Annotated in this window: 20 protein-coding genes; 11 read left to right on the top strand and 9 right to left on the bottom strand. The window is 34.0% G+C overall.

Going from position 1 to position 22,791, the window contains the following annotated elements; genetic code table 11:
• Positions 1 to 207 precede the first annotated feature (207 nt).
• The 11 genes from RMR09_RS05815 to lgt all read left to right on the top strand — a co-directional run bounded on the left by RMR09_RS05815 (position 208) and on the right by lgt (position 8,405).
• Entirely contained in the window at positions 208 to 1,401 is a 1,194-nt protein-coding gene (locus tag RMR09_RS05815) for a pyridoxal phosphate-dependent aminotransferase (RefSeq protein WP_310594856.1), read from the top strand.
• Positions 1,402 to 1,721: 320 nt separating this feature from the next.
• Entirely contained in the window at positions 1,722 to 2,570 is an 849-nt protein-coding gene (locus RMR09_RS05810; protein WP_310594855.1) for a DUF2806 domain-containing protein, read from the top strand.
• A gap of 124 nt (positions 2,571 to 2,694) precedes the next feature.
• Positions 2,695 to 3,261 (top strand): hypothetical protein, encoded by a 567-nt coding sequence (locus RMR09_RS05805; protein WP_310594854.1) that lies wholly within the window; start codon positions 2,695 to 2,697, stop codon positions 3,259 to 3,261.
• 86 nt (positions 3,262 to 3,347) lie between these two features.
• On the top strand, positions 3,348 to 3,821 hold the full coding sequence (locus tag RMR09_RS05800; RefSeq protein WP_310594853.1) for a hypothetical protein: 474 nt from the start codon (positions 3,348 to 3,350) through the stop codon (positions 3,819 to 3,821).
• Positions 3,818 to 3,997, top strand: a complete 180-nt coding sequence (locus RMR09_RS05795) for a hypothetical protein (protein WP_310594852.1) — start codon at positions 3,818 to 3,820, stop codon at positions 3,995 to 3,997. The genes RMR09_RS05800 and RMR09_RS05795 overlap by 4 nt, the downstream gene beginning before the upstream one ends.
• Before the next feature lie 79 nt (positions 3,998 to 4,076).
• On the top strand, positions 4,077 to 4,436 hold the full coding sequence (locus RMR09_RS05790; protein WP_310595131.1) for a type II toxin-antitoxin system RelE/ParE family toxin: 360 nt from the start codon (positions 4,077 to 4,079) through the stop codon (positions 4,434 to 4,436).
• The gene (locus tag RMR09_RS05785) at positions 4,420 to 4,722 is read left to right on the top strand and encodes a helix-turn-helix transcriptional regulator (RefSeq protein WP_310594851.1); all 303 of its coding nucleotides are present in this window, start codon (positions 4,420 to 4,422) and stop codon (positions 4,720 to 4,722) included. The genes RMR09_RS05790 and RMR09_RS05785 overlap by 17 nt, the downstream gene beginning before the upstream one ends.
• Before the next feature lie 157 nt (positions 4,723 to 4,879).
• Entirely contained in the window at positions 4,880 to 5,551 is a 672-nt protein-coding gene (folE, locus tag RMR09_RS05780) for a GTP cyclohydrolase I FolE (protein ID WP_310594850.1), read from the top strand.
• A gap of 121 nt (positions 5,552 to 5,672) precedes the next feature.
• Entirely contained in the window at positions 5,673 to 7,151 is a 1,479-nt protein-coding gene (gene cysS, locus RMR09_RS05775) for a cysteine--tRNA ligase (RefSeq protein ID WP_310594849.1), read from the top strand.
• 39 nt (positions 7,152 to 7,190) lie between these two features.
• Positions 7,191 to 7,439 (top strand): membrane protein insertion efficiency factor YidD, encoded by a 249-nt coding sequence (yidD, locus tag RMR09_RS05770; protein WP_310594848.1) that lies wholly within the window; start codon positions 7,191 to 7,193, stop codon positions 7,437 to 7,439.
• Between the two features lie 42 nt (positions 7,440 to 7,481).
• The gene (lgt, locus tag RMR09_RS05765; RefSeq protein WP_310594847.1) at positions 7,482 to 8,405 is read left to right on the top strand and encodes a prolipoprotein diacylglyceryl transferase; all 924 of its coding nucleotides are present in this window, start codon (positions 7,482 to 7,484) and stop codon (positions 8,403 to 8,405) included.
• Between the two features lie 242 nt (positions 8,406 to 8,647).
• Here lgt and RMR09_RS05760 read toward each other — a convergent pair whose 3' ends face one another.
• From RMR09_RS05760 to RMR09_RS05720, 9 genes are all read right to left on the bottom strand, one after another.
• Entirely contained in the window at positions 8,648 to 10,756 is a 2,109-nt protein-coding gene (locus RMR09_RS05760; protein ID WP_310594846.1) for a prolyl oligopeptidase family serine peptidase, read from the bottom strand.
• 112 nt (positions 10,757 to 10,868) lie between these two features.
• Positions 10,869 to 13,841, bottom strand: a complete 2,973-nt coding sequence (gene secDF, locus RMR09_RS05755) for a protein translocase subunit SecDF (protein ID WP_310594845.1) — start codon at positions 13,839 to 13,841, stop codon at positions 10,869 to 10,871.
• A 221-nt stretch (positions 13,842 to 14,062) separates the two neighbouring features.
• Positions 14,063 to 14,998, bottom strand: coding sequence for a malate dehydrogenase (gene mdh / locus RMR09_RS05750; RefSeq protein WP_310594844.1), 936 nt, complete (start codon positions 14,996 to 14,998; stop codon positions 14,063 to 14,065).
• Positions 14,999 to 15,052: 54 nt separating this feature from the next.
• Positions 15,053 to 16,996: a DNA topoisomerase (ATP-hydrolyzing) subunit B gene (gyrB, locus tag RMR09_RS05745; RefSeq protein WP_310594843.1), complete on the bottom strand. Its 1,944-nt coding sequence runs from the start codon at positions 16,994 to 16,996 to the stop codon at positions 15,053 to 15,055.
• A 184-nt stretch (positions 16,997 to 17,180) separates the two neighbouring features.
• Positions 17,181 to 18,782, bottom strand: coding sequence for an asparagine synthase B (gene asnB / locus RMR09_RS05740; RefSeq protein ID WP_310594842.1), 1,602 nt, complete (start codon positions 18,780 to 18,782; stop codon positions 17,181 to 17,183).
• Positions 18,783 to 19,095: 313 nt separating this feature from the next.
• On the bottom strand, positions 19,096 to 19,578 hold the full coding sequence (locus RMR09_RS05735) for a hypothetical protein (protein WP_310594841.1): 483 nt from the start codon (positions 19,576 to 19,578) through the stop codon (positions 19,096 to 19,098).
• 78 nt (positions 19,579 to 19,656) lie between these two features.
• Positions 19,657 to 20,121, bottom strand: coding sequence for a hypothetical protein (locus tag RMR09_RS05730; protein ID WP_310594840.1), 465 nt, complete (start codon positions 20,119 to 20,121; stop codon positions 19,657 to 19,659).
• A gap of 196 nt (positions 20,122 to 20,317) precedes the next feature.
• Positions 20,318 to 20,770 (bottom strand): hypothetical protein, encoded by a 453-nt coding sequence (locus RMR09_RS05725; RefSeq protein ID WP_310594839.1) that lies wholly within the window; start codon positions 20,768 to 20,770, stop codon positions 20,318 to 20,320.
• A gap of 230 nt (positions 20,771 to 21,000) precedes the next feature.
• Positions 21,001 to 22,767, bottom strand: coding sequence for a TonB-dependent receptor (locus RMR09_RS05720; RefSeq protein ID WP_310594838.1), 1,767 nt, complete (start codon positions 22,765 to 22,767; stop codon positions 21,001 to 21,003).
• Positions 22,768 to 22,791 lie beyond the last annotated feature (24 nt).

Below are 22,791 nucleotides of genomic sequence, written 5' to 3'. Positions count from 1 at the left end.
TTACCCTACCAATTAGAGAACGCCTTTTGAAATCAAAAGGCGTTTTTCTTTTTAAATTACTTTGGTATTCGCATTAATAAAATTCCATTTTAACCACACAAGTACTTAAAAATATAACATTTTAAGGTGTTTTTATGAGCAAATACAACGACTTATTACAATAACTTAAGAAAAAAAATTGCAAATTTGCAATTCAAGATTAAACACATGCCAAAATTATCCACCCGAGGACACTCCATGCCAGAATCGCCAATTAGAAAGTTGGCTCCCTTTGCTGATATGGCAAAGAAAAAAGGACATAAAGTGTACCATTTAAATATTGGACAACCCGACATCAAAAGTCCTGCTATAGCTATTAATGCTATCAAAAATATTGATTTAGACGTAATCGAATACGGTCCTTCTGCCGGTTATGAAAGCTACCGAAAAAAGTTAGCCCAATTCTATACCAACCAAAATGTAAACGTCAATACCGAAGATATTTTAATTACCACAGGTGGTTCTGAAGCCTTATTATTTGCTTTAGGAAGTATTATGGACCCCGAAGACGAGTTGATTATTCCTGAGCCATTTTATGCCAATTACAGCGCTTTTGCTGCAGAATCTGCTGCTAAAGTAGTTCCGGTTAATTCGGGTTTTGAAACGGGATTTGAATTGCCTTCCATTGCTGATTTTGAAAAATTAATTACACCTAAATCCAAAGCAATCTTGATTTGTAACCCAAATAACCCAACCGGTTATTTGTATTCCGAATCGGAAATTCTTCAATTGGGTGAATTAGTAAAAAAACACGATTTATTCTTAATTGCCGATGAAGTGTACCGTGAATTCATTTATGGAGACGATATTCATTATTCCGTAATGAATTTGAAAGATGTAGAACAAAATGTCATCATGATTGACTCCGTTTCGAAACGTTACAGTATGTGTGGCGCTCGAATTGGCTGTATGGTTACTAAAAACCAAGAAGTAATTGCTGCAGCAATGAAATTTGCACAAGCCCGACTTTGTCCTCCTACTATTGAGCAAATTGCTTGTGAAGCAGCTATTGACACTCCTCAAAGTTATTTTGACGAAGTGATTTCTGAATACAGAGACCGAAGAGACACTTTAATTGCCGAATTGCAAAAAATTGAGGGAGTAAAAGTAAGCACTCCTAAAGCGGCTTTCTATTGCATCGCTGAATTACCCGTGGACAACACCGATGATTTTGCGCAATGGCTTTTAGAAAGTTACAATTTGAACGGCGAAACCGTAATGGTTGCCCCAGCTGGTGGATTTTACTCTACTCCAGGAATGGGATTGAACCAAGTACGTATTGCCTACGTATTGAAAAAAGAAGATTTGGTTCGTGCCGTAGCCGTATTGAAAGAAGCGATTCCTGCATATAATGCGAGGTAAATAGCAATTTCAAAAATCAAATTTAAAATACTATACCAAGATTAAAAACGTTTCCCGACCCTTCGGGACGAGTTTTTTTTAATCTTGGTAAAAAATAGTCACTAATGACTTATTTGTAAAATAATTCTGTTATATTTGACTTAGTCTTGTAATAGACTCCCACACTTATACACCCCACAAAGTAAGTGCAACCTAATGGCGTTTCCGTCATTAGTTTTTTTTCAGTAAAGAGGTAAAATTTATAGTCCAATAAATGGAATGTTTTTGTGCGTTTTATTTTGGACTAACATAATTATAGACCTAAAAAAACTAACATAAATATGACGGACCCAGTATCTTTTACTTCAGCTATTGACAATGCATCAAAAGTTGCTAACACTCCATTTTTCACAACAATTATTGACAAACTAATTGGATTTCGAATTAGCATCTGGGCAGCAGAAGGAGAAGTTAGGAAGAAGCTCATACATGATGAATATCAAAAAGCAAAGGAAAGCGGTATTGTTGGAATGCAGTACATAGAAAACCTTAGGCATACAACTAATCTAATTGATACGGCTAAAAAAAGCGCAAAATACATAGACCAAAATAAACAAAACGAAATAGAAATTAACAATGACTTCTTTTGGAATGCTATTGAACATGCAAAAACAATTTCTAATGAAGATATGCAAGAATTAATAGCAAAAATTATCGCAGGTGAATATAACCAACCCGGGACATATTCCATAAGTACTCTTCAATCATTAAAAATGCTTGGAAAGAATGAATTAGAACTATTTGAAACAATGTGCTCATTATGTATTAACTCAAATCAAATACCCAAAATAATATTTTCATTACCGGAAAGTATAAAACCCTTTTTGCATTTACTAGGTATTGATTTCGGAAGCTTACAAACATTACAGAATTTAGGACTTTTTTTACCTAATGAAATGTCCATAAGTATAGATAATCCTGAAAAAAAGAATTTTGAATTGAATTATTTAGGAAAAATTATTCAATATAAGCCTACTCATGAAACTAATTTCAAAATAGATTTACCCGCATTTTATGGTTTATCTAATACAGGAAAACAAATTTTAAGGCACCTAAATCCTGAATTCAAAAAAGAATATTACATATGGTTAAAAACAAATTACAACTTACCAAATTATATTATAATTTAAAATCAATCTGATAAACATTATTATAAGTAATAAAAGTATAAACACAAATTTAGCTTAAAGTTAAAAACAAATAAACGCTTTGTAAGAAAAGAAATAGAATCAGTAATTATTAAATTAAGTAAATATGAAAAAAACAATTTTAGGAATATTGATGTTATCATTGTTGAGCTGTAAACAAACTGAAAAAAAATACACATTTGAAGAACAACAACAAATAGACAGCATAAAAAATTCAATAATGAAAGAAGCTGAAAAAAAAGCATACAAAGAAGAAATTAATGGATGGAAATATGAAACCAAGATCAATAAAATGACTAGCTCAAAAGATAAATTTTGTAGTGTACAGAGCAATGAAAGTTTAGATTTAAGTTTTCCTTATGAAGGAGTAAATTACGGAACGTTAACTGTTAGAAGAATGGATGGAGAAATAGATATACTTATTTCTATAATGAAAGGTCAAATATATGGAGGATATGAAAACGAATATTTTAAAGCTCGATTTGATGATGGCAAACAAATAACTTTTTCTTATATAACACCATCTGACAATTCCTCAGAAACAATTTTTGTAGAAAACAGAACTAAATTTTTGAAAAAACTAAAAATGTCAAAAAAAGTATTGATACAAATACCATTGCATCAAAATGGGAATCAAATTTTAGAATTTAACACTTCAGGTTTAAAATTTTAATAAATCAAAAAACACAACCTAAACCATTGTAAAACTTTAAAATAATTACCCATTCATTTACAAACTAACCCCCTAAATCTATTATTATGACTTGGTTTAACATTAAAGAAGTAGAAAGAAAATTAATTAACGACGAACTAACCGACAAAGAGAGTTTCGACTATTTGTTGTACACCTCGGTACTATTTACATTTTTTACCTACGTCGGAGTAAAAGAACACACCAATGATTGGTTGCATTTTTTAGAATTTATTATTACATTAGTTATAACCATAGTTGGAATAAAGGCAACCTATACAATCAATGCAAAAGGAGGCCAAAAAGACTATTTAAAACGGTATACTTCACTGTCTTTTGTTGCAGGCATACGATTATTTGTATATGCTTTTTTAGTGGCTATTCCTTTTGGAATTATAATGGCTGCTCTAAATGGCAACATCGAGAAAAACCAAACTAATGATGAAATTATAAAACTTATTTTGGTTGTAATTTTTGGAATTGTATATTACATACAACTTACCAACTCATTTAAAAGAGTCAACAAAATCAACTCATTATGAAAAACACTATTTATATCACAAGTTTACTAATCATTCTAATTTCGGTATTTTTAATGGTTCAATATCCCGAATCAGGAAGAATGAATCTGATTGCTGGTGGTTTATTCCCTATTGGAATTATCTTAAATTTTGTAGCATTTAGAATGGAACCCAATTCTAATAAAAAACAACTTTAATCAATTCTTGTTTACTACAAAATATTTATACTTTTTATCTCGATATTGTTCCATAATTAGTTAACTTTGCGCGTTAAAAATAAGTAGAGAAATTCATTTTTACAAAGAATACTTTGACGATTTTTTTGAAACCTTAAACGATAATGCTAAGGTTAAAATTGACGAAGTGCTGTATATGATAAGTGTTTTAGAGCGTATTCCATCCAAATTTTTTAAAAGTATTGAAGGGAGTAAAGGACTTTTTGAAATTCGAGTAGAATACGAGAGTAACATTTACAGAATATTCTGTTGTTTTGACAAAGGAAATCTAATCATCTTATTTAATGGTTTTCAGAAAAAAACACAAAAAACGCCTCCAAAAGAATTAAATAAAGCAAAAAAAATAATGGAGGACTATTTTAACGAACAAAAAGAGTTGAATAATGGAACCAAAAGATAAAAACACAAGAACTTTCTCCCAACATCTTGATAAAAGATACGGAAAAGTAGGCACCAAAGAAAGAACTGATTTTGAAATCAAAGCAAAATCTTTAGCCATTGGAGAATTAATAAAAGAAGAACGTAAATTAGCTAATTTAACTCAAGAGCAACTTGCAGAAAAAATTGGTGCAAAAAAAAGTTTTATATCACGAATTGAAAATGGACATAGCGATATTCAACTCTCTACCTTATTCAAACTTATTGAACTAGGACTTGGACGTAAAATCAATTTCACCATTCAATAATTACTGGTCCCACTGAACTAATCAGAATAGGTTGACCACTCCCTATTTTCTTCTTGAATCATAAAGAATTCATATCCACTTTTTAACTATGCTATTTTGCATTTTATTAATTATCTTTACCGCTTGAATTGACATACCCATTATAACAATAGCTTTGATGATAAACAACGAAGAATTTCAAGACGAAATAGGAAACAATCATATTAGTACCAACGCAAAAAATCCGCTTAGGGATGATGCTTTTGCTATTGCTGACGACGAAAAAATTGAAAGAATAAAAAAAGACGTGGAAAATATCCTTACCACTTTGGGTATGGATTTGACCGATGACAGCTTAAAAGGAACTCCTAACCGAGTGGCTAAAATGTTTGTCAAAGAGATTTTTGGTGGGTTGAATCCTGCTAAAAAACCTAGAGCTTCTACGTTTGACAACAACTACAAATACGGCGAAATGCTAGTAGAAAAAAACATTACCGTTTATTCTACTTGCGAACACCACTTACTACCTATCATTGGAAGAGCACATGTAGCCTACATTTCGAATGGAACCGTAATTGGTCTTTCTAAAATGAACCGTATTGTAGAATATTACGCTAAAAGACCACAAGTTCAAGAGCGTTTAACCATGCAAATTGTACAAGAATTACAAATGGCTTTGGGCACTGAAGACGTAGCTTGTGTGATTGATGCCAAACATTTATGCGTAAATTCGAGAGGGATTGGCGACATCGAAAGTAGCACTGTGACTTCAGAATTTGGTGGTAAATTCAAAGAAGCTCAAACCAAAAGAGAATTTTTAGATTATATCAAACTCGAAACTCGATTTTAAAGTAATAAACGACTTTAGTAACCGAAAAACCTAGCCCTGATAAAAGCGGCATCCTTTACTTCCGGAGTTTGGCAGGAAAGATAAAGCGATTAGCAGGACACAGCTCCTAAAAAATATAAAAATGCCATTATATAAAAGTCAACAACTAAAAATATACAATTCTCTTTCGGGAGAAAAAGAAGTTTTTACCCCTATTCACGAAGGAAATGTTGGGATGTATGTTTGCGGACCTACCGTGTATAGCAATGTACATTTAGGGAACCTGAGAACTTTTATGTCGTTTGACGTGATTTTTAGGTATTTCCAACATTTGGATTACAAAGTGCGTTATGTGCGAAACATTACAGATGTAGGCCATATTGTGGACGATGTGGATGAAGGCGAAGATAAAATTGCTAAAAAAGCACGTTTGGAACAACTGGAACCGATGGAAGTAGTGCAACGCTACACGGTAGATTTTCATGAAATTTTAGGTGCTTTTAATTTTTTACCGCCCAGTATTGAACCTACAGCTACAGGACATATTATTGAACAAATCGAAATCATCAAAAAAATTATTGAAACGGGAATTGGTTATGAAGCCAATGGATCAGTATATTTTGATGTTGTAAAATTTAACGAAACCAACCATTACGGGCGTTTGAGTGGGCGAAATATAGAAGATATGTTAGCCAATACTCGTGATTTAGATGGTCAATCTGATAAACGAAATCCGCAAGATTTTGCTTTGTGGAAAAAAGCTGAACCGCAACACATTATGCGTTGGCCTTCGCCTTGGAGCGATGGTTTTCCAGGTTGGCACTTAGAATGTACTGCTATGAGTACCAAATATTTAGGCAATCATTTTGATATTCACGGTGGCGGAATGGATTTGAAATTTCCGCATCACGAATGTGAGATTGCACAAAATGAAGCTTGTACAGGTCAAACTCCTGTTAATTATTGGCTGCACGCCAATATGTTAACACTGAATGGCAAAAAGATGGCAAAATCAACTGGAAATAATATTTTACCAAGAGAAATTTTGACGGGTGAAAATACGATTTTGAGTAAGGCTTTTTCAGCTTCGGTGACGCGTTTCTTTATGTTACAAGCCCATTACAGAAGTATTTTGGATTTCTCTGATGATGCTATTGTAGCAGCTGAAAAAGGATACAAACGTTTGATGGAAGCGATGAGTAGTTTAGACTCTATTCAGAAAGCTCCTCAAAGCACATTGAATATTGCCGAATGGAAGCAATGGTGTTATGATGCCATGAACGACGATTTCAACACGCCTATTTTAATTGCACAATTGTTTGAAGGTGTTCGCTTTGTGAATGTGCTAAAAGAAGGGAAAGAGACCTTGACTGCCGAAGGTTTAAAAACTTTTGCAACTGCAATGAATGGATTTGTTTTTGATGTTTTAGGTTTAGAAGACGAGAAAGTGGCCGATGGAAACAATGACAAATTAGAAGGTACGGTAAACTTGCTTATCGAAATGCGTAAACAAGCAAGAGAAAACAAAAATTTTGCTTTGTCTGACCAAATTAGAGACCAATTATTGGCTTTGGGTATTCAATTAAAAGACGGTAAAGAAGGAACTACGTTCAGTTTGTAATACGACTGTTGGTTTTGCGACTCATTCAAAAAATACGATATGTTTTCTAAGATACTCATTTTTCCTTTTTTGATGTTGGTGCGCTTTTACCAAGTGGCTATATCACCATTTACTCCAGCTGCCTGTCGATTTGAACCTACGTGTTCGTCCTATATGCTCGAAGCACTAAAAACGCATGGATTAGTTTACGGCTTATTTCTAGGTACTAAACGTATTTTGAGCTGCCATCCTTGGGGCAGAAGTGGCTATGATCCCGTTCCTCCAAAAAAATGCCAACACAAAGTATAAACCCAATTAAATCTTTATTTTTACGCTAAATAAAAAATACAAATGACACACGCTTCAGCTCTAGTTTGGAATCCATCAGAAGGAATTGATTTAGGTTTTTTCATGATTCGCTATTACAGTTTAATGTTTGTAATTGCCTTTGGATTGGGGTGGTACATCATGAAACATATTTTTGTTCGCGAAGGCGAAACCATTGAAAAATTAGATTCATTATTCATTTGGACGGTGCTGGCTACTTTAGCTGGCGCACGCTTAGGACACGTTTTCTTTTACGATTGGGAGTATTTCAGAAATAATTTATTAGAAATCTTTTTGCCCGTTAAATTCGAACCTAGTTTTCATTTTACAGGATTTCAAGGTTTAGCGAGTCATGGTGCAGCTATCGGAATCATATTAGCCATGTATTTTTACAGTAAAAATATTTTGCAAAAACCACAATTATGGATTTTAGACCGTATTGTTATTCCTGTAGCAAGTGGGGCAATTTTTGTCCGAATCGGTAATTTTTTTAATTCAGAAATTATAGGAAAAGAAACTACATCCTCTTTTGGAATTAAATTCATTAGAGATTATTTCAGTCCAAGAGATGCGGTGAACGCTACTCAAATTCCAGATCCGAACGAAGCTTATAAAGCCATTGCAACGGATCCAAAATTTGCTACCCTTTTAGAGCAAGTTCCTGCTAAACACCCAACCCAATTATACGAAGCCTTCTGCTATATTTTTGTTTTTGCCATTTTGTTTTTCTTGTATTGGAAAACCGAAGCTAGAAAGAAATCAGGTTATTTATTTGGTTTGTTTTTAGTATTATTATTCTCGGTTCGAATTGTAGTAGAATCCGTTAAAGAAAGTCAAGGCGGATTTGAAAGCGCTTTAGGATTGTTATCTACAGGACAATGGTTAAGTATTCCATTTATTTTGACTGGCTTCTACTTTGTGTTAACAGCCAAACAAATCAAAGAATAATAGTAAACAAAACTGGATTTTAATAAATAAAAAAGGCTGTCCACTCAATTTGGATAGCCTTTTTACTTTTAGCTTCATCACTAAATGAGAATTATTTTCACATAATTCTTTCACAAAAAGAGAAACTTCAAAAGTAAAACCATTAAGAAATTAAGTTCCATTAAGATTTAATTAGCTTAATTTCTTAATGGTTAAAATTTTAAATTCTAATAGAATATAGTCCCTCTTTTTATACAGTTCAATTATTTTATTGGCAACGATTGAATTCCCATATTATACAAAGTGAAGGCTTGTAAATCAGCCGCTTCTTCAATAGTCTTAGAGACAGGCTTTCCTGCTCCATGACCCGCATTGGTCTCTATTCGGATTAACACTGGATTAGCTCCAGCTTGTTTGGCTTGCAACTCCGCCGCAAATTTAAAACTATGCGCTGGCACTACCCTATCGTCATGATCTCCTGTGGTAACTAATGTAGCAGGGTATTTTACACCGGCTTTCACATTATGCACTGGCGAATAGCCTTTGATATAGTCAAACATAGTTTTCGAATCTTCCGCAGTTCCATAATCGTACGCCCAACCAGCACCTGCCGTGAAAGTATGGTAACGTAACATGTCCATGACGCCCACTGCAGGCAACGCTACTTTCATTAAATCTGGTCGTTGCGTCATGGTTGCTCCAACCAATAAACCTCCGTTAGAGCCACCTTTTATAGCTAAGAAATCTGATGAAGTATATTTTTGAGCAATTAAATATTCTGCAGCAGCGATAAAATCATCAAAAACGTTTTGCTTTTGTATTTTGGTTCCTGCATCGTGCCATTTTTTTCCATATTCGCCACCACCTCTTAAATTAGCAACGGCATAGATTCCACCCATTTCCAACCAAACTGCATTGGCAATACTAAAAGAAGGTGTCAAACTGATATTAAATCCACCATAACCATACAGAATAGTTGGATTCTTTCCATTTAAAGGAGTTCCTTTTTTATAAGTGATAATCATCGGAACTTTAGTCCCATCCTTAGAGGTATAAAACACTTGCTTTGACGTGTAATTATCACTTATAAAATCAACTTTAGGTTGGACATAAATAGATGACTTTCCTTCAGTAGGTATAAATTGGTAGGTAGTTGTTGGCGTCACATTATTGGTAAACGAAAAATACAAAACTTCATCTTCATTCTTACCACTAAAACCTGTCGCGGTTCCTAATCCTGGTAATTGAATTTCGCGAACTAATGTACCTTTGTAATCAAATTGTTTTACTACAGAAACAGCATCTTTCATGTAATTGGCAAAGATAAATCCTGCACCTGTAGAAGGCGAAAGTACCTGTTCTGTTTCAGCAATACAATCTTTCCAGTTGGATACCGAAGGAGCATTGACATCAACGATTACAATTCGTTTGTTTGGCGCACCTAAATTAGTAATCAAATACAATTGAGTCCCCACGTTATCTAAAACATGTACATCGTATTCAAAACCAGAATGAATGGATTTGATTTCCGAGTTGGGTTGTGTTAGGTCTTGTACATATAATTCGTTTCCAGAAGTAGAATTAGCGGCCGTGATAAACAAATAATGATTGTCTTCAGAAACACTTCCTCCTACATAGCGGCGCTTTTCTTTGTCGCCAAAAATCAATTGATCATCGGATTGACTAGTCCCTAGTCGATGGAAATACAATTTATGTTGGTCTGTCTTGGCTGACAATTCACTTCCCTTTGGTTTGTCATAACTAGAATAATAGACTCCTTCATTTCCTTTCCATGACAATCCGCTGAATTTTACATCTATCAATTGATCAGCAATATTTTGTTTAGTTTCAGCATTAATGAAAATGACTTTTCGCCAATCGCTTCCTGCTTCAGAAATAGAATACGCACATAACGACCCGTCTTTAGAAAAACTTACGGCATCTAATGACGTAGTAGCGTCTTTTGAAAATGTGTTAGGATCCAAAAACAATTCTTCCTTTCCAGAAGCATCTTTTCGATACAAAACCGATTGATTTTGCAAACCATTATTTTTGTAGTAATAGGTATATTTACCCTCTTTGAATGGTGCAGATACCTTTTCGTAATTCCATAATTTTTCCATGCGTTGTTTAATCGCATCTCGAAATGGAATTTTAGCTAAATAATCAAAAGTTACTTGATTTTGAGCTTTGACCCAGTCGGCGGTTTCTTGTGATCTATCATCTTCTAACCAACGGTATGGATCGGCTACTTGGGTTTCAAAATAGACATCGATTTTATCTCCTTTTCTTGTTAAAGGATATTTGTTTTGTTGTTGACCAAAAGAGGCTATTGTTGATGACATAAGTAACGTTACAATTATTTTTTTCATGTGTCTACTAATTTATTTATCAAAAATAAACAAATAAAGTATTCAAATTTGTTTTATAAAAAAAGGATCCAACTTTCGTTGAATCCTTTTGAATATACAATACAATTTAAAATTAAGCTTCTTTGTGCTCTTTTTCAATTTGATTTTTATCTGATCTTGAGATGGTATCTACCAATACTGGAGTTGCGATAAATAATGAAGAATAGGTTCCTACTACAATACCTACCAACATAGCAAAGATAAATCCTCTGATTGACTCTCCTCCAAAAACAAACATAGTTAACAATACTAAGATCATCATTAATGAAGTATTCAATGTTCTAGATAAAGTAGTATTAATAGACGCATTTACAATTTCTTCAAAACTTCCTTTACGTTTACCCATGATAAACTCTCTAATTCTATCAAATACAATTACGGTATCATTCATTGAGTAACCAATAACTGTTAAGATAGCCGCAATAAAGTGTTGGTCCATTTCCATGTGGAAAGGCATGAATTTATAACATAAAGAGTAAATTCCTAATACAAATATTACGTCATGCGCTACCGCTGCAATCGCTCCTAATGAATACTGCCATTTACGGAATGAAATCATTAAGTATAAAAAGATTACTGCCATTGCACCTAAAACTGCCCAATACGAGTTAGTTTTAATGTCTTCAGAGATAGAAGCTCCTACTTTTGAAGCTTGCAACACACCTACTGTTTTACCATCATACGAGTTGATGAATTTTTCATACGAACTGTTAGTATAGTAGTGTTGTAAACCTTTGTATAATTTTTCGTTTACTTCTTTATCTACATCAACACCTTCTTCAGTGATTTTGTATTTAGTCGTGATTTTCAATTGATCATCAGAACCAAATATTTTAGCTTCTACTGTAGTTCCAAATTCTTTTGATAATTCTTCAGCCACTTTAGTCGCATCGATTGGTTTTTCAAATTTCACTTGGAATGTTCTACCTCCAACAAAATCTACTCCTTGATCCAATCCATTTACAAAGAAAATAGAAACTAAACTTACAATAACTACTATTGAAGAAAACACATAAGTGAATTTCTTAATTTTAATAAAGTCAAAATGGAAATTAGTAAACCAATTTTTAGTAATTGAAGTTGAGAATGTCAAGTTGCTATTAGAAGCAATATTTCTATCGATAAAGATTCTTGCAATAAAGATCGAAGTAAACAATGAAGTTACAATACCAATCAATAATGTCAAGGCAAAACCTTTAATTAATCCTGTACCGAAAGTAAACAAAATAGCACCTGTAAGAATGTGCGTTACGTTAGCATCAATAATAGAACGCATAGCACCTTTCCATCCGTAAGAAGCAATAACTGATTCTGATAATGATTTACCATCACGCAATTCTTCTTTTGCTCTTTCATAAATAATGATATTCGCATCAACCGCTGTACCTAATGTTAAAACGATACCTGCAATACCTGGCAATGTTAATACAAAACCAAAACTTGCCATAATTCCGAATAAGAACAATAAGTTCAATAATAAAGCCAAATTAGCGTACCAACCTGCTCTACCATAATAGAACACCATCCATAAACAAACTAATAGGAATCCTACAACAGAAGAAATAGTACCTGCATCAATAGCTGCTTGACCTAAAGATGGTCCTACTACTTCTGATTGAATAATGTCAGCTGAAGCAGGTAATTTACCCGCTTTCAACACATTGGCTAAATCTTTAGTTTCAGTCAAATCAAAACTTCCTGAAATTTCAGATCTTCCTCCTGCAATTGGTCCGTTAGAAACTCCTGGAGCAGAATACACTACATTATCTAAAACAATGGCAATATTACTTTTTTGAGTATACGCTTTACCTGTTAATTCTTCCCATGCTTTAGCTCCTTTACCGTTCATTTGCATAGAAACGGCTGGTTTTCCTGATTGATCAAATGTATCACTTGCATCAGTTACTACACCACCACTCATCGCAGCAATATTATCTCTATTTCCTTTTAAAGCATATAATTCAACAGCGTCAATCTCTTTTGATTTAGCATCTTTAATTTTAGTTGGTTTACCCCAAACAAATTTAGCATAACGTTGATCACCTGCTAATAAAACTCTAATATCAGCTCTTCTCAAATACCCACCTACAATAGCAGTATCTTTTGGTGCAAAAAGACCCAAAACTGGACCACCACCTTGACCAATAATTTTATCCAATAAAGGATTATTCCCTTTTTTAGTTACAGCTGAATCTTTAGTATCTGCCAATAAAGAACTCAATGAGTCTTTAACTACTTTTTTAGGAGCTACTTTATTGATTTCCGTTTTTTTCAATGACTCATTTGCAGCCATCAAGAAATTACCAATTTCTTCAACTTTATAGGTTTCCCAAAACTCTAATTGAGCGGTACTTTGCAATAATTTTTTAATTCTATCTACATCCTTAGCACCTGGAAGTTCTACAAGAATTCTTCCTGTTTGTCCTAATTTTTGTATGTTAGGTTGTGTAACCCCAAATTTATCGATACGTTTTCTCAATACTCCAAAAGCACTTTCTACAGACTCATCAACTTTTCTTTTGATTACCTTTTGAACTTGTGCATCAGTCATTTGAAAATCAACTCCACCTTCTCCTTGTAAATTTCTGTTAGCAAAGATATCAGGCGACGCTAATTTCACAGTCCCTTTTGAGTTAGCCTCAAAAGCTTCAAAGAAAGCATCAATATAGGTTTGATTTCCTTTTTGATTAGCCGTTGCATCTGCTAAAGACTTATTAAAAACTGGATTTTTAGAGTTGTTTGATAATCCTTTCAAGATATCTTTTACAGACACTTGAAGAATTACGTTGATTCCCCCTTCTAAGTCAAGACCTTTGTTGATTTGTTTGTCTTTTACTTCGTTAAAAGTAAAATCAGAAAAACCAAGGTTAAAGACTTTTTCTTTACCAATTGAATCTAAATATTTTAACTCTTTTTCAGGATTTCCTCCTGCAAAAGCTTTAGCATCACTTGCTACTTTATTAGCTACGAAAGTGAAAGAAAGTTGGTAAATACTTACCAATGCAAATAGAATTGCGAAAAATTTAATGAGGCCTTTATTCTGCATTATTACTAAAAATTAATTATTCTTATATTTATTTGTACTTAAATCACTGTAAAACAGCGATTAAAACTACTTTTCAAAACATTCAACCGCTTGAAAAGCAATACTTATTTTTTTAAACCGAGCAAATATATAATTTAAGGTTAAGATTAACCAATTTATTTGTCAATTAATATCAAAAAAAAGACTGCAAAAAAGCAGTCTTTTCAATTTATATTTAAAAATTATGCTAAAACTGATTTTAAATCAGCATTCATATTTCTAACTGCATCCGCACTTTTAGCAAATAATGCTTTTTCTGCGTCGTTCAATGTAATATCAACGATTTGCTCCACTCCGTTTTTACCAATAATACAAGGAACTCCGATACAGATATCATTTTGTCCGTATTCTCCTTCTAACAAAACAGAACAAGCTATCATTTTCTTTTGGTCATTCAAAATACTATCCACCAAATACGCTACTGAAGCTCCTGGCGCATACCAAGCTGAAGTCCCTAAAAGACCTGTCAAAGTAGCTCCTCCAACCATAGTTGATGCCGCTACTTTTTCCAATGCTTCTTGCGAAAGAAATTCAGAAACTGGAATACCATTATAAGAAGCCAAACGAGTTAAAGGAATCATCGTAGTATCTCCATGACCACCAATAACCATAGCCGAAACATCATTAGACGGTTTGTCCAAAGCTTGCGATAAATAGTATCTGAAACGAGAACTATCTAAAGCACCTCCCATTCCTATGATTCTGTTTTTAGGTAAACCTGTTGATTTCAAAGCCAAGTACGTCATTGTATCCATTGGATTTGACACTACTACTACAATTGTATTGGGAGAATGAGCTAATACGTTTTCAGCAACTGTTTTCACAATCCCTGCATTAATACCGATCAATTCCTCGCGAGTCATACCTGGTTTTCTTGGAATTCCAGATGTAATTACTACTACGTCGCTATTCGCTGTTCTAGAGTAATCATTGGTTACCCCAACAACTTTAGTATTAAAACCCGTATTGGTAGCACATTGCATAATATCCATTGCTTTACCTTCGGCAAAACCTTCCTTGATATCCAATAAAACTACTTCGCTTGCAATTCCTCTATAAGAAATCACATCAGCACAGGTTGCTCCCACATTTCCTGCTCCTACAATTGTAACTTTCATATTGTTATATTTTAAAAATTATTTTATTTTCTAAAATTAGAATGAAGCCCTAAGTTACGCATCAATATTGGCATAAACCGCATTTTTCTCGATAAATTCTCTTCTTGGTGGAACTTCATCTCCCATCAACATAGAGAAAACTCTGTCGGCTTCAACCATATTATCAATTGTTACTTGACGTAAAGTTCTGAAACTTGGATCCATTGTAGTTTCCCACAATTGTTCCGCATTCATCTCCCCAAGACCTTTATAACGTTGAATAGCGGCACTTCCTCCCATTCTTTCGTTCGCAATATCGCGTTGATCTTCTGTCCAAGCATATTCTTTTTTATTTCCTTTTTTAACCAAATATAAAGGAGGTGCTGCAATATACACGTGACCTCTTTCGATTAATTCTCTCATAAAACGAAAGAAGAACGTTAATATTAAGGTAGCAATGTGACTTCCATCGACATCGGCATCACACATAATAATTACTTTATGGTAACGCAATTTCTCAATATTCAACGCTTTACTGTCTTCTGCTGTACCAACAGTTACCCCAAGAGCTGTAAAAATATTTCGAATCTCTTCGCTTTCAAAAACTTTGTGATGCATTGCTTTTTCCACATTCAGAATTTTACCACGTAATGGCAAAATCGCTTGGAAGTTTCGATCACGTCCTTGTTTTGCAGTACCACCTGCCGAATCTCCCTCGACAAGATATACTTCACATTTTTCTGGATCTTGCTCAGAACAATCGGATAATTTTCCTGGCAATCCACCGCCACCCATAACGGTTTTACGCTGCACCATTTCACGTGCTTTTTTAGCAGCATGACGGGCTTGAGCAGCCAAAATAACTTTCTGAATAATGATACGAGCATCATTTGGATTTTCTTCCAAATAATTCTCCAACATTTCTCCTACCGCTTGACTAACAGGAGAAACTACTTCTCTATTCCCTAATTTTGTTTTTGTTTGTCCTTCGAACTGAGGCTCAGAAACTTTTACTGAGATAATTGCAGTCAATCCTTCACGGAAGTCATCACCAGCAATTTCGAATTTCAATTTATCTAACATTCCAGAAGCATCCGCATATTTTTTCAGTGTTCTTGTCAAACCACTTCTAAAACCTTGTAAATGCGTCCCTCCTTCGTGTGTATTAATGTTATTTACATAAGAAAAGATGTTCTCTGAGTAACTTGTATTGTATATCAAAGCAACCTCAACTGGAATTTCTCCTTTTTCGTGATCCATTGAAATTACGTGCGCAATAATTGGCTCACGGTTCCCATCTAAATAACGAATGTACTCTTTCAATCCTTCAGTAGAATGAAACACTTCTGAAACGAAGTTTCCGTCTTTATCTAATTCTCTTTTATCTGTGAAAGTGATTTTTATTCCTTTGTTCAAGAAAGACAATTCACGCATACGCGCCGACAAAGTCTCGTATGAATACTCCGTAGTTTGCGTAAAAATAGTTGGATCTGGATAAAAAGTAACGATTGTTCCTCTTTTAGTAGTATCTCCAATTTGTTTTACTGGATACAAAGCTTTACCTCTTTCATATTCTTGTTCGTAGATCTTTCCATCACTACTATGAACTGTAGCTCTTAAATGAGATGACAATGCATTCACACAAGAAACCCCTACACCGTGCAAACCTCCAGAAACTTTATACGAATCTTTATCAAATTTACCTCCGGCACCAATCTTAGTCATTACAACCTCTAAAGCCGAAACACCTTCTTTTTTATGAATCCCTACAGGAATACCACGTCCATTATCTTCTACAGAAATTGACCCATCTTCATTGATCGAAACACTGATAGTATCACAATGACCACCCATAGCCTCATCGATGGAGTTATCTACCACCTCATACACTAAATGATGCAATCCTCGTACTCCAACATCTCCAATATACATTGATGGACGCATTCTTACGTGCTCCATTCCTTCTAATGCCTGAATACTATCCGCTGAATAATTATTCTTGTTAATTTCCTCACTCATATTTTTAATCTAAAATGTAAAATTGTATAACAAGCAAATATATAAAAACAGGGGATATTTGAGAAAGAAATTACCCTTTATAAATGTTAAGTTATCAACATTTGTTTATATTTTCAACAAAAAAAGACGTTCTTCTTACGAAAAACGTCTTTTATCAATAGAATTTGAACTAATCTAATAAATATTATTTAGCAATCTGCACATCCGCTTGAACGTGAGCCGCATTTGCTCGTCCACTTGGATCTTGATTTTCTTGCCATTTCGGAATCCATTTTCTTACGGTTTGTGCCGCACTTACTTGTGGATAGTATTTATGGAAAATTGATCTGTAGAAATACGCTTCTTTAGTCGTTGGCGTATTGTAAGGAAACTCAGCCTCTGCTCCCGCTAATTGCTCATCTGTAACTTGCGAAGAACAGTACTCAATCAATTGATCAATCCAGTTGTACCCCACACCATCAGAGAATTGCTCTTTTTGTCTCCACAATACCTCATCTGGTAAATACGGATTGTCAGGTGTATCAAATGCTTTTCTTAAAATATATTTCTCTCTACCCTCGTAAGTCTTAGGCATTTTCTCTTCTGCTTTAATACGAATTGCCATATCTAAGAACGCTTTGTCTAAGAAAGGAACTCTTGCCTCTAAACCGTGAGCCATAGTCGATTTATCCGCTCTTAACAAGTCGGCAGTAAATAATTTTTGAACTCTTTCAATGGTTTCTTTTTGGAAATCCTCAACTGTTGGCGCATTTCTAAAATACAAATACCCTCCAAAAATTTCATCAGCTCCTTCTCCAGAAAGCACTACTTTGATTCCCATATCGGTAATTGCTTTTGACAAGAAATACATTGGTGTACTCGCACGAATAGAAGTCACATCATAGGTTTCTAGATGCCAAATCAATTTATCTAAGATTTCGATACCTTGCTCAATCGTAAAATGTACTTCGTGGTGTTCTGTACCTAAAAATTCAGCTACTTTTTTAGCCGCTTTAGCGTCTGGCGCATCTGCATCTAAACCAATAGAAAATGAATGTAATTTTTTACCACTTTCTTTTAATAATCGTGACGCAATTGAAGATGTTAAAGACGAATCCAAACCTCCTGAAAGCAATACTCCAATTGGCACATCACTCATCAAACGTTTACGAGTAGCCTCAGTCAAGGTTTCTCTAATCAAATCTAAATCTAAATCTTGGTCCGCTTTAGTGTAATCTTCGTATTCTGGTTGGTAGTATTTTACAAAACCAGTGTTTGGTGTATAATAGTGTCCTGGAGGAAAAGTAGAGAATGTTTTGCATTGATCAGCAATAGGTTTCATTTCTGAAGCGAAGTAGATTCTTCCTCTGTCATCCAATCCATAATACAATGGTTTTACTCCCATTGGATCTCTACCGGCAATAAAATCATCACCATCAACTACCACAAAAGCCCAATCCCCATCTAACATGTTACAGAAATCGTATTTGAATTCTTCATACAAATGAACAATTACTTCTGAATCGGATTTGGTTCTGAAAGTATGCCCTTTCAAAACACCATCTCTCAACGATTGGTGATTGTAAACCTCTCCATTATGTACCATCCAAGCAGTTGAAGTTCCTTGAATAGGTTGACGTCCTGAATGTAAGTCAATAATTGACAAACGCTCGTGACTTAAAATATGTCCATTCTCTGTAATATGTAAATCACTTTCATCTGGACCACGGTGTGTCATTCTTTTTGAAAGTTCTCTAACTAATTGCTCATCTTTTCCTTTTCCAATAATGGCTAATATTCCGCACATAATCTTACAATTTACTTTTTTGTTATTTTGATACGGCAAAGATGGATTAAAAGTTACGATTGAAAAACATAAAATCTATTTTTAGTTATAAAACTAAACTAAAAAATACTATTTATAATTAAAATGTAATTAAAAAGAAGGAAAATCAAAACTTAAAGTTAAAAACTGTAAAAAAATGGCTCAAAGTCGGAGGACTTTGAGCAGCAGGATTAGTTATTGACCACGCGAAAGGATTCGCGCGTTAGCGGGGGAAGGGATTAGCTTCGCTGAATTTCATTTCGTGCGGTAGCGGGGTTAGCAGCAGACTTTTATTTCAACAAGGAGACCAATATTCTATTTTTGTCAATTTTCCCTTTTTCAATTCAATTCTAACTCCATCATCTCCATTATTACTTGGAATTAAACGCGAGCCATTAGCTTTGATTTTCATGCCAAATATTTTTGATAATTGAGCATCTGTAGATTGATAATTTAGTTTAATTTTTCCATAAAAAACGACCACAGTTTCATCTTTGAAATCAATCATCTCTAAAAGATATTTTTCTTTGGAATTACCAGTGAATTTTATTTTTCCATAATCTAAAGTCAAATATTTATCGTTTTGTTCTTCATCTGATAAAAACCCGCATTCGTAGTTCGGATTGTATATTTTTTTAGCTCTTCCAAGCTTTTGTATTATTTGATTTTTAGTTGAATAAAAGTTCAGTCCATTGTATTGGATTTTCTTAAAATCAATATTTTGTCCTAACATTTGTTGGGCTAAAAGAAATGACAACAAAAGAATGAATATTTTCATATGATAGTACTTAAAGCTTACAGTTAACGAGTATATATGCAAAATAAACTTTCGTATATACACCCAAAAAATCGGGCGTTAGCGGGGGCTGTTATGTGATGTAGCTTTATTTAGAGTTACATTTTTCTTTCTGTCCCAGGCTAATCTTTCTATGTCTTCACTTTCGAGTTCTGAATTTTCAATTTCGTTAAATCTACTTTTTTCTGTTTTCAGAACTTCAACTATGATATATTTTCTTTCGTCAACATATTCAGCCTCCATAAACTTCAAATATTCTACAACGCAATCTTTGTCGAGCATCACTTTTCCACCGCCAGCCCAGTGTCTATCTTCACCGTTTTTCTTAATCCCTGAAATCCAATATTCTTCGCCGGTTTCAATGTCAAAATGATTTCCACTAATTCCAGTAGTTTTAAGTTTCTTTAGCGCTTTATTGTTGAAGTAAACTGTTTGTCCAGACTTTGAGAATTCAGCGTAACCAATCCAAGCTGAACCATTATGTCCTTCAGATTTATTTTCTATGTACATTATTTTCGGCTTCATACTTTCGGTTTTTCCTTTTTAGCAGTTTCGGAAGGATATATCACATAACTTGTATATATGCGTAACAAACTTTAGCATATAGACCCATTATTGGGTAGATTAGTTCAAGTTGGTTTCGCTTTATATTTCTCAAATATAATTATTTTTCCTTACAAGTGTAGGTTCTGCGTTGGTAGTAATTTTGAACTTAACGTTTTTACGCAACACTTTCAATACAATAGTGCGTACTATTGATTTCAAAAGTAAACCCAATTTGATTTCCCATTAACTTAGCGCCTAAAGGCGATTGAGGCGACAAGGCAATGACGTTAATTCCTTCTATAGTAATTTTAGGCAATGCGACACTGAGATACAAATAAATGCCATTGGCTTTGACCAAACTCCCTAAAGCAATAGTATCCAATTCTTTTGAAGCGTCTATTTTATCTAAGATCGTTTTTTGTTGGAGTACTTCTGCCAGTTTGTGATTGATTTTCTCCTGCTCGATGTGCATCATCGACAATGCCGTTTCGTGCTTATCACCTGCCGAACCTTTGGCATCGTTTTTAGAATCTTCAGTCAAAGCGACAATCATATCCCGAAAGACATCGATTCGATCTTGAACTAATTGCAGATAATAGGTATGTATTTTTTGTTTGAAAGTAGCCAAAGTAGAATCGTATTTAAAAATCGTTGTATGAAATTATCAAAAACGTCAGTTCGAGTGTTTTTTGCATAATGAAATGAAGCAAAAAATGTATCGAGAACCGTTTTTGATAATAAATTTTCTTGTTCTTGATACGATTTTCTAACAAAAATCACTCGAACTGCTTCGCCTGTTCGCTTTCAGCTCGGGTGACGAAAATTTACAATCAAAAACAATTTCACCCAACGGGTTATTTAAAAATCAAACTTATAATTAGCACCTAGCACCACTTGAAATCCTTGCACAGGATAATTCATCCATTTTTGATAGGATTGATTCAAGATATTATTCGCTTTCAAAAAGGCAGTCAATCGTTCACTGTGTTTGTAACCTACGTGCGCATTCAAATCAATATACGATTTCAATGTCGTTGGAATATAGGTTTGAGCTACTATAGTCATCAGGTCATTATTGATTTGCGAATCTTTTCGAGAACCTACAAAAAAGACATCGGCTCCTGCATACCATTTTGGGTTAATCGTATAATCCAAAGTAGCATTCAACTTAATCGCTGGTAAATTCCATGCTTCTGCTTGTGTTTTAGTAGTATAAGCAGACAATGTACCATTAGCACTGAAACTGATGGCTTCCGTAATATCCGCTTTCAACTCTCCAAATAAACGAAACGTTTTTACATTATCGTATACCAATTGCAACGAATTGCCATACGAATAAGGTCCATAATTGAAATTAGCCGAAAAATCATTGCTTCTAAACAAGGCTTTATTGTTCTCGTCCACCAAAGAGCCTCTAACATTATAACTTATATTGTCGGCCAATTTCCCTTTTAAACCAGCATAAAGATCATACTTTTTATTGGTTGGCGCAATTAATAAAGTAGGCGACAAAAACGGGTTTTCATCTACAAAATTCAAATACGAATTTTGATCTAGTCCACCTTCAGCTCCAGCATAAAAAATCATTAAATCACCCACTATTTTATGAGAGGCCGTAACCTGTGGATAAAGAAACAATTGATTGTTGCTGTTTTTAGTATCTAAACTATAGTACAATCCTAAACCTAAATGCATGGTCCAATTGTCTTTTTCTAATTCATAGCTAGGAGAAAGTCCAAAATTAGTATATCCGTATTCTATAGGCTCTGTATTGGTTCGTGTGAAATTATGGTCGAATTTACCCCTCAAATAATCCACAATAGCGTTTAGTTTTATTTCTTTACCAAAAGCAGCAAATTTAAAAGACGGCTTAGCATAAAATCGGTTTTCCGACGAACCAAAAGCATCTGAAAAATGTGCAAATTTAAAACTCGAGGCTTCTAAAATACTTTCGTTAAATTCAATTTTGGAATCCAATGTAATCGTGTTATAGGATTGTTTTGGATCAATTCCAGCAACTAAAATATCATGAGTCGAAGGCAACAACCAATTCATAAAAGTTGTTGGCAATCCATACCAATGGTAGATTTGATTTTGATAGCCTAAATTAATGTTCCAAGATAATTCTTTTGCTTCTGTACCATAAGTCAAATCTAGAGAAGTATCATAAAACGAATCTTTCAATTCCGTTCCTTTAATTCCTCCTTGAGACGAAAGATGACGAAACATTCCCGCTACATATTCTTCTGTATTCAAATCTTGAGTAGCAAACAACTCCGCATTCAAAGTACCATAATTCCCACCTCCAAAGGTGGCATAACTTTTATAAAATCGACCTATTTGTTCTTTATCCACATCTTCAGCACTTCCTTTTGAGGGGGTGAAAGTAGAGGCAACTGGAAAAGAAAAAATACTGTACTTCACTGTTTCTTTTGCAGATGTTCCTTCTTCATTCAACGAAGGAGTTTCTTTTATTTTAAAAGCGTCAGAAATAGTTGGGGTATATGATTTTACCACATTCACTTCTTCTGTTCGCATTTTTTCTTGTTTTTTCTGTGCCAAACCTAACTGAACAAACAATAAAGCGAATGAATATAGAATACTATTTTGGATAATTTTTCTCATAATAATCAAGGTATTTGAAATACA

The sequence above is a fragment of the Flavobacterium sp. genome, assembly GCF_031537875.1.
In the GTDB taxonomy this organism is placed as follows: domain Bacteria; phylum Bacteroidota; class Bacteroidia; order Flavobacteriales; family Flavobacteriaceae; genus Flavobacterium.
Note: the sequence above shows the minus strand (reverse complement) of the source record. Positions and strands in the feature narration are given on the sequence as shown.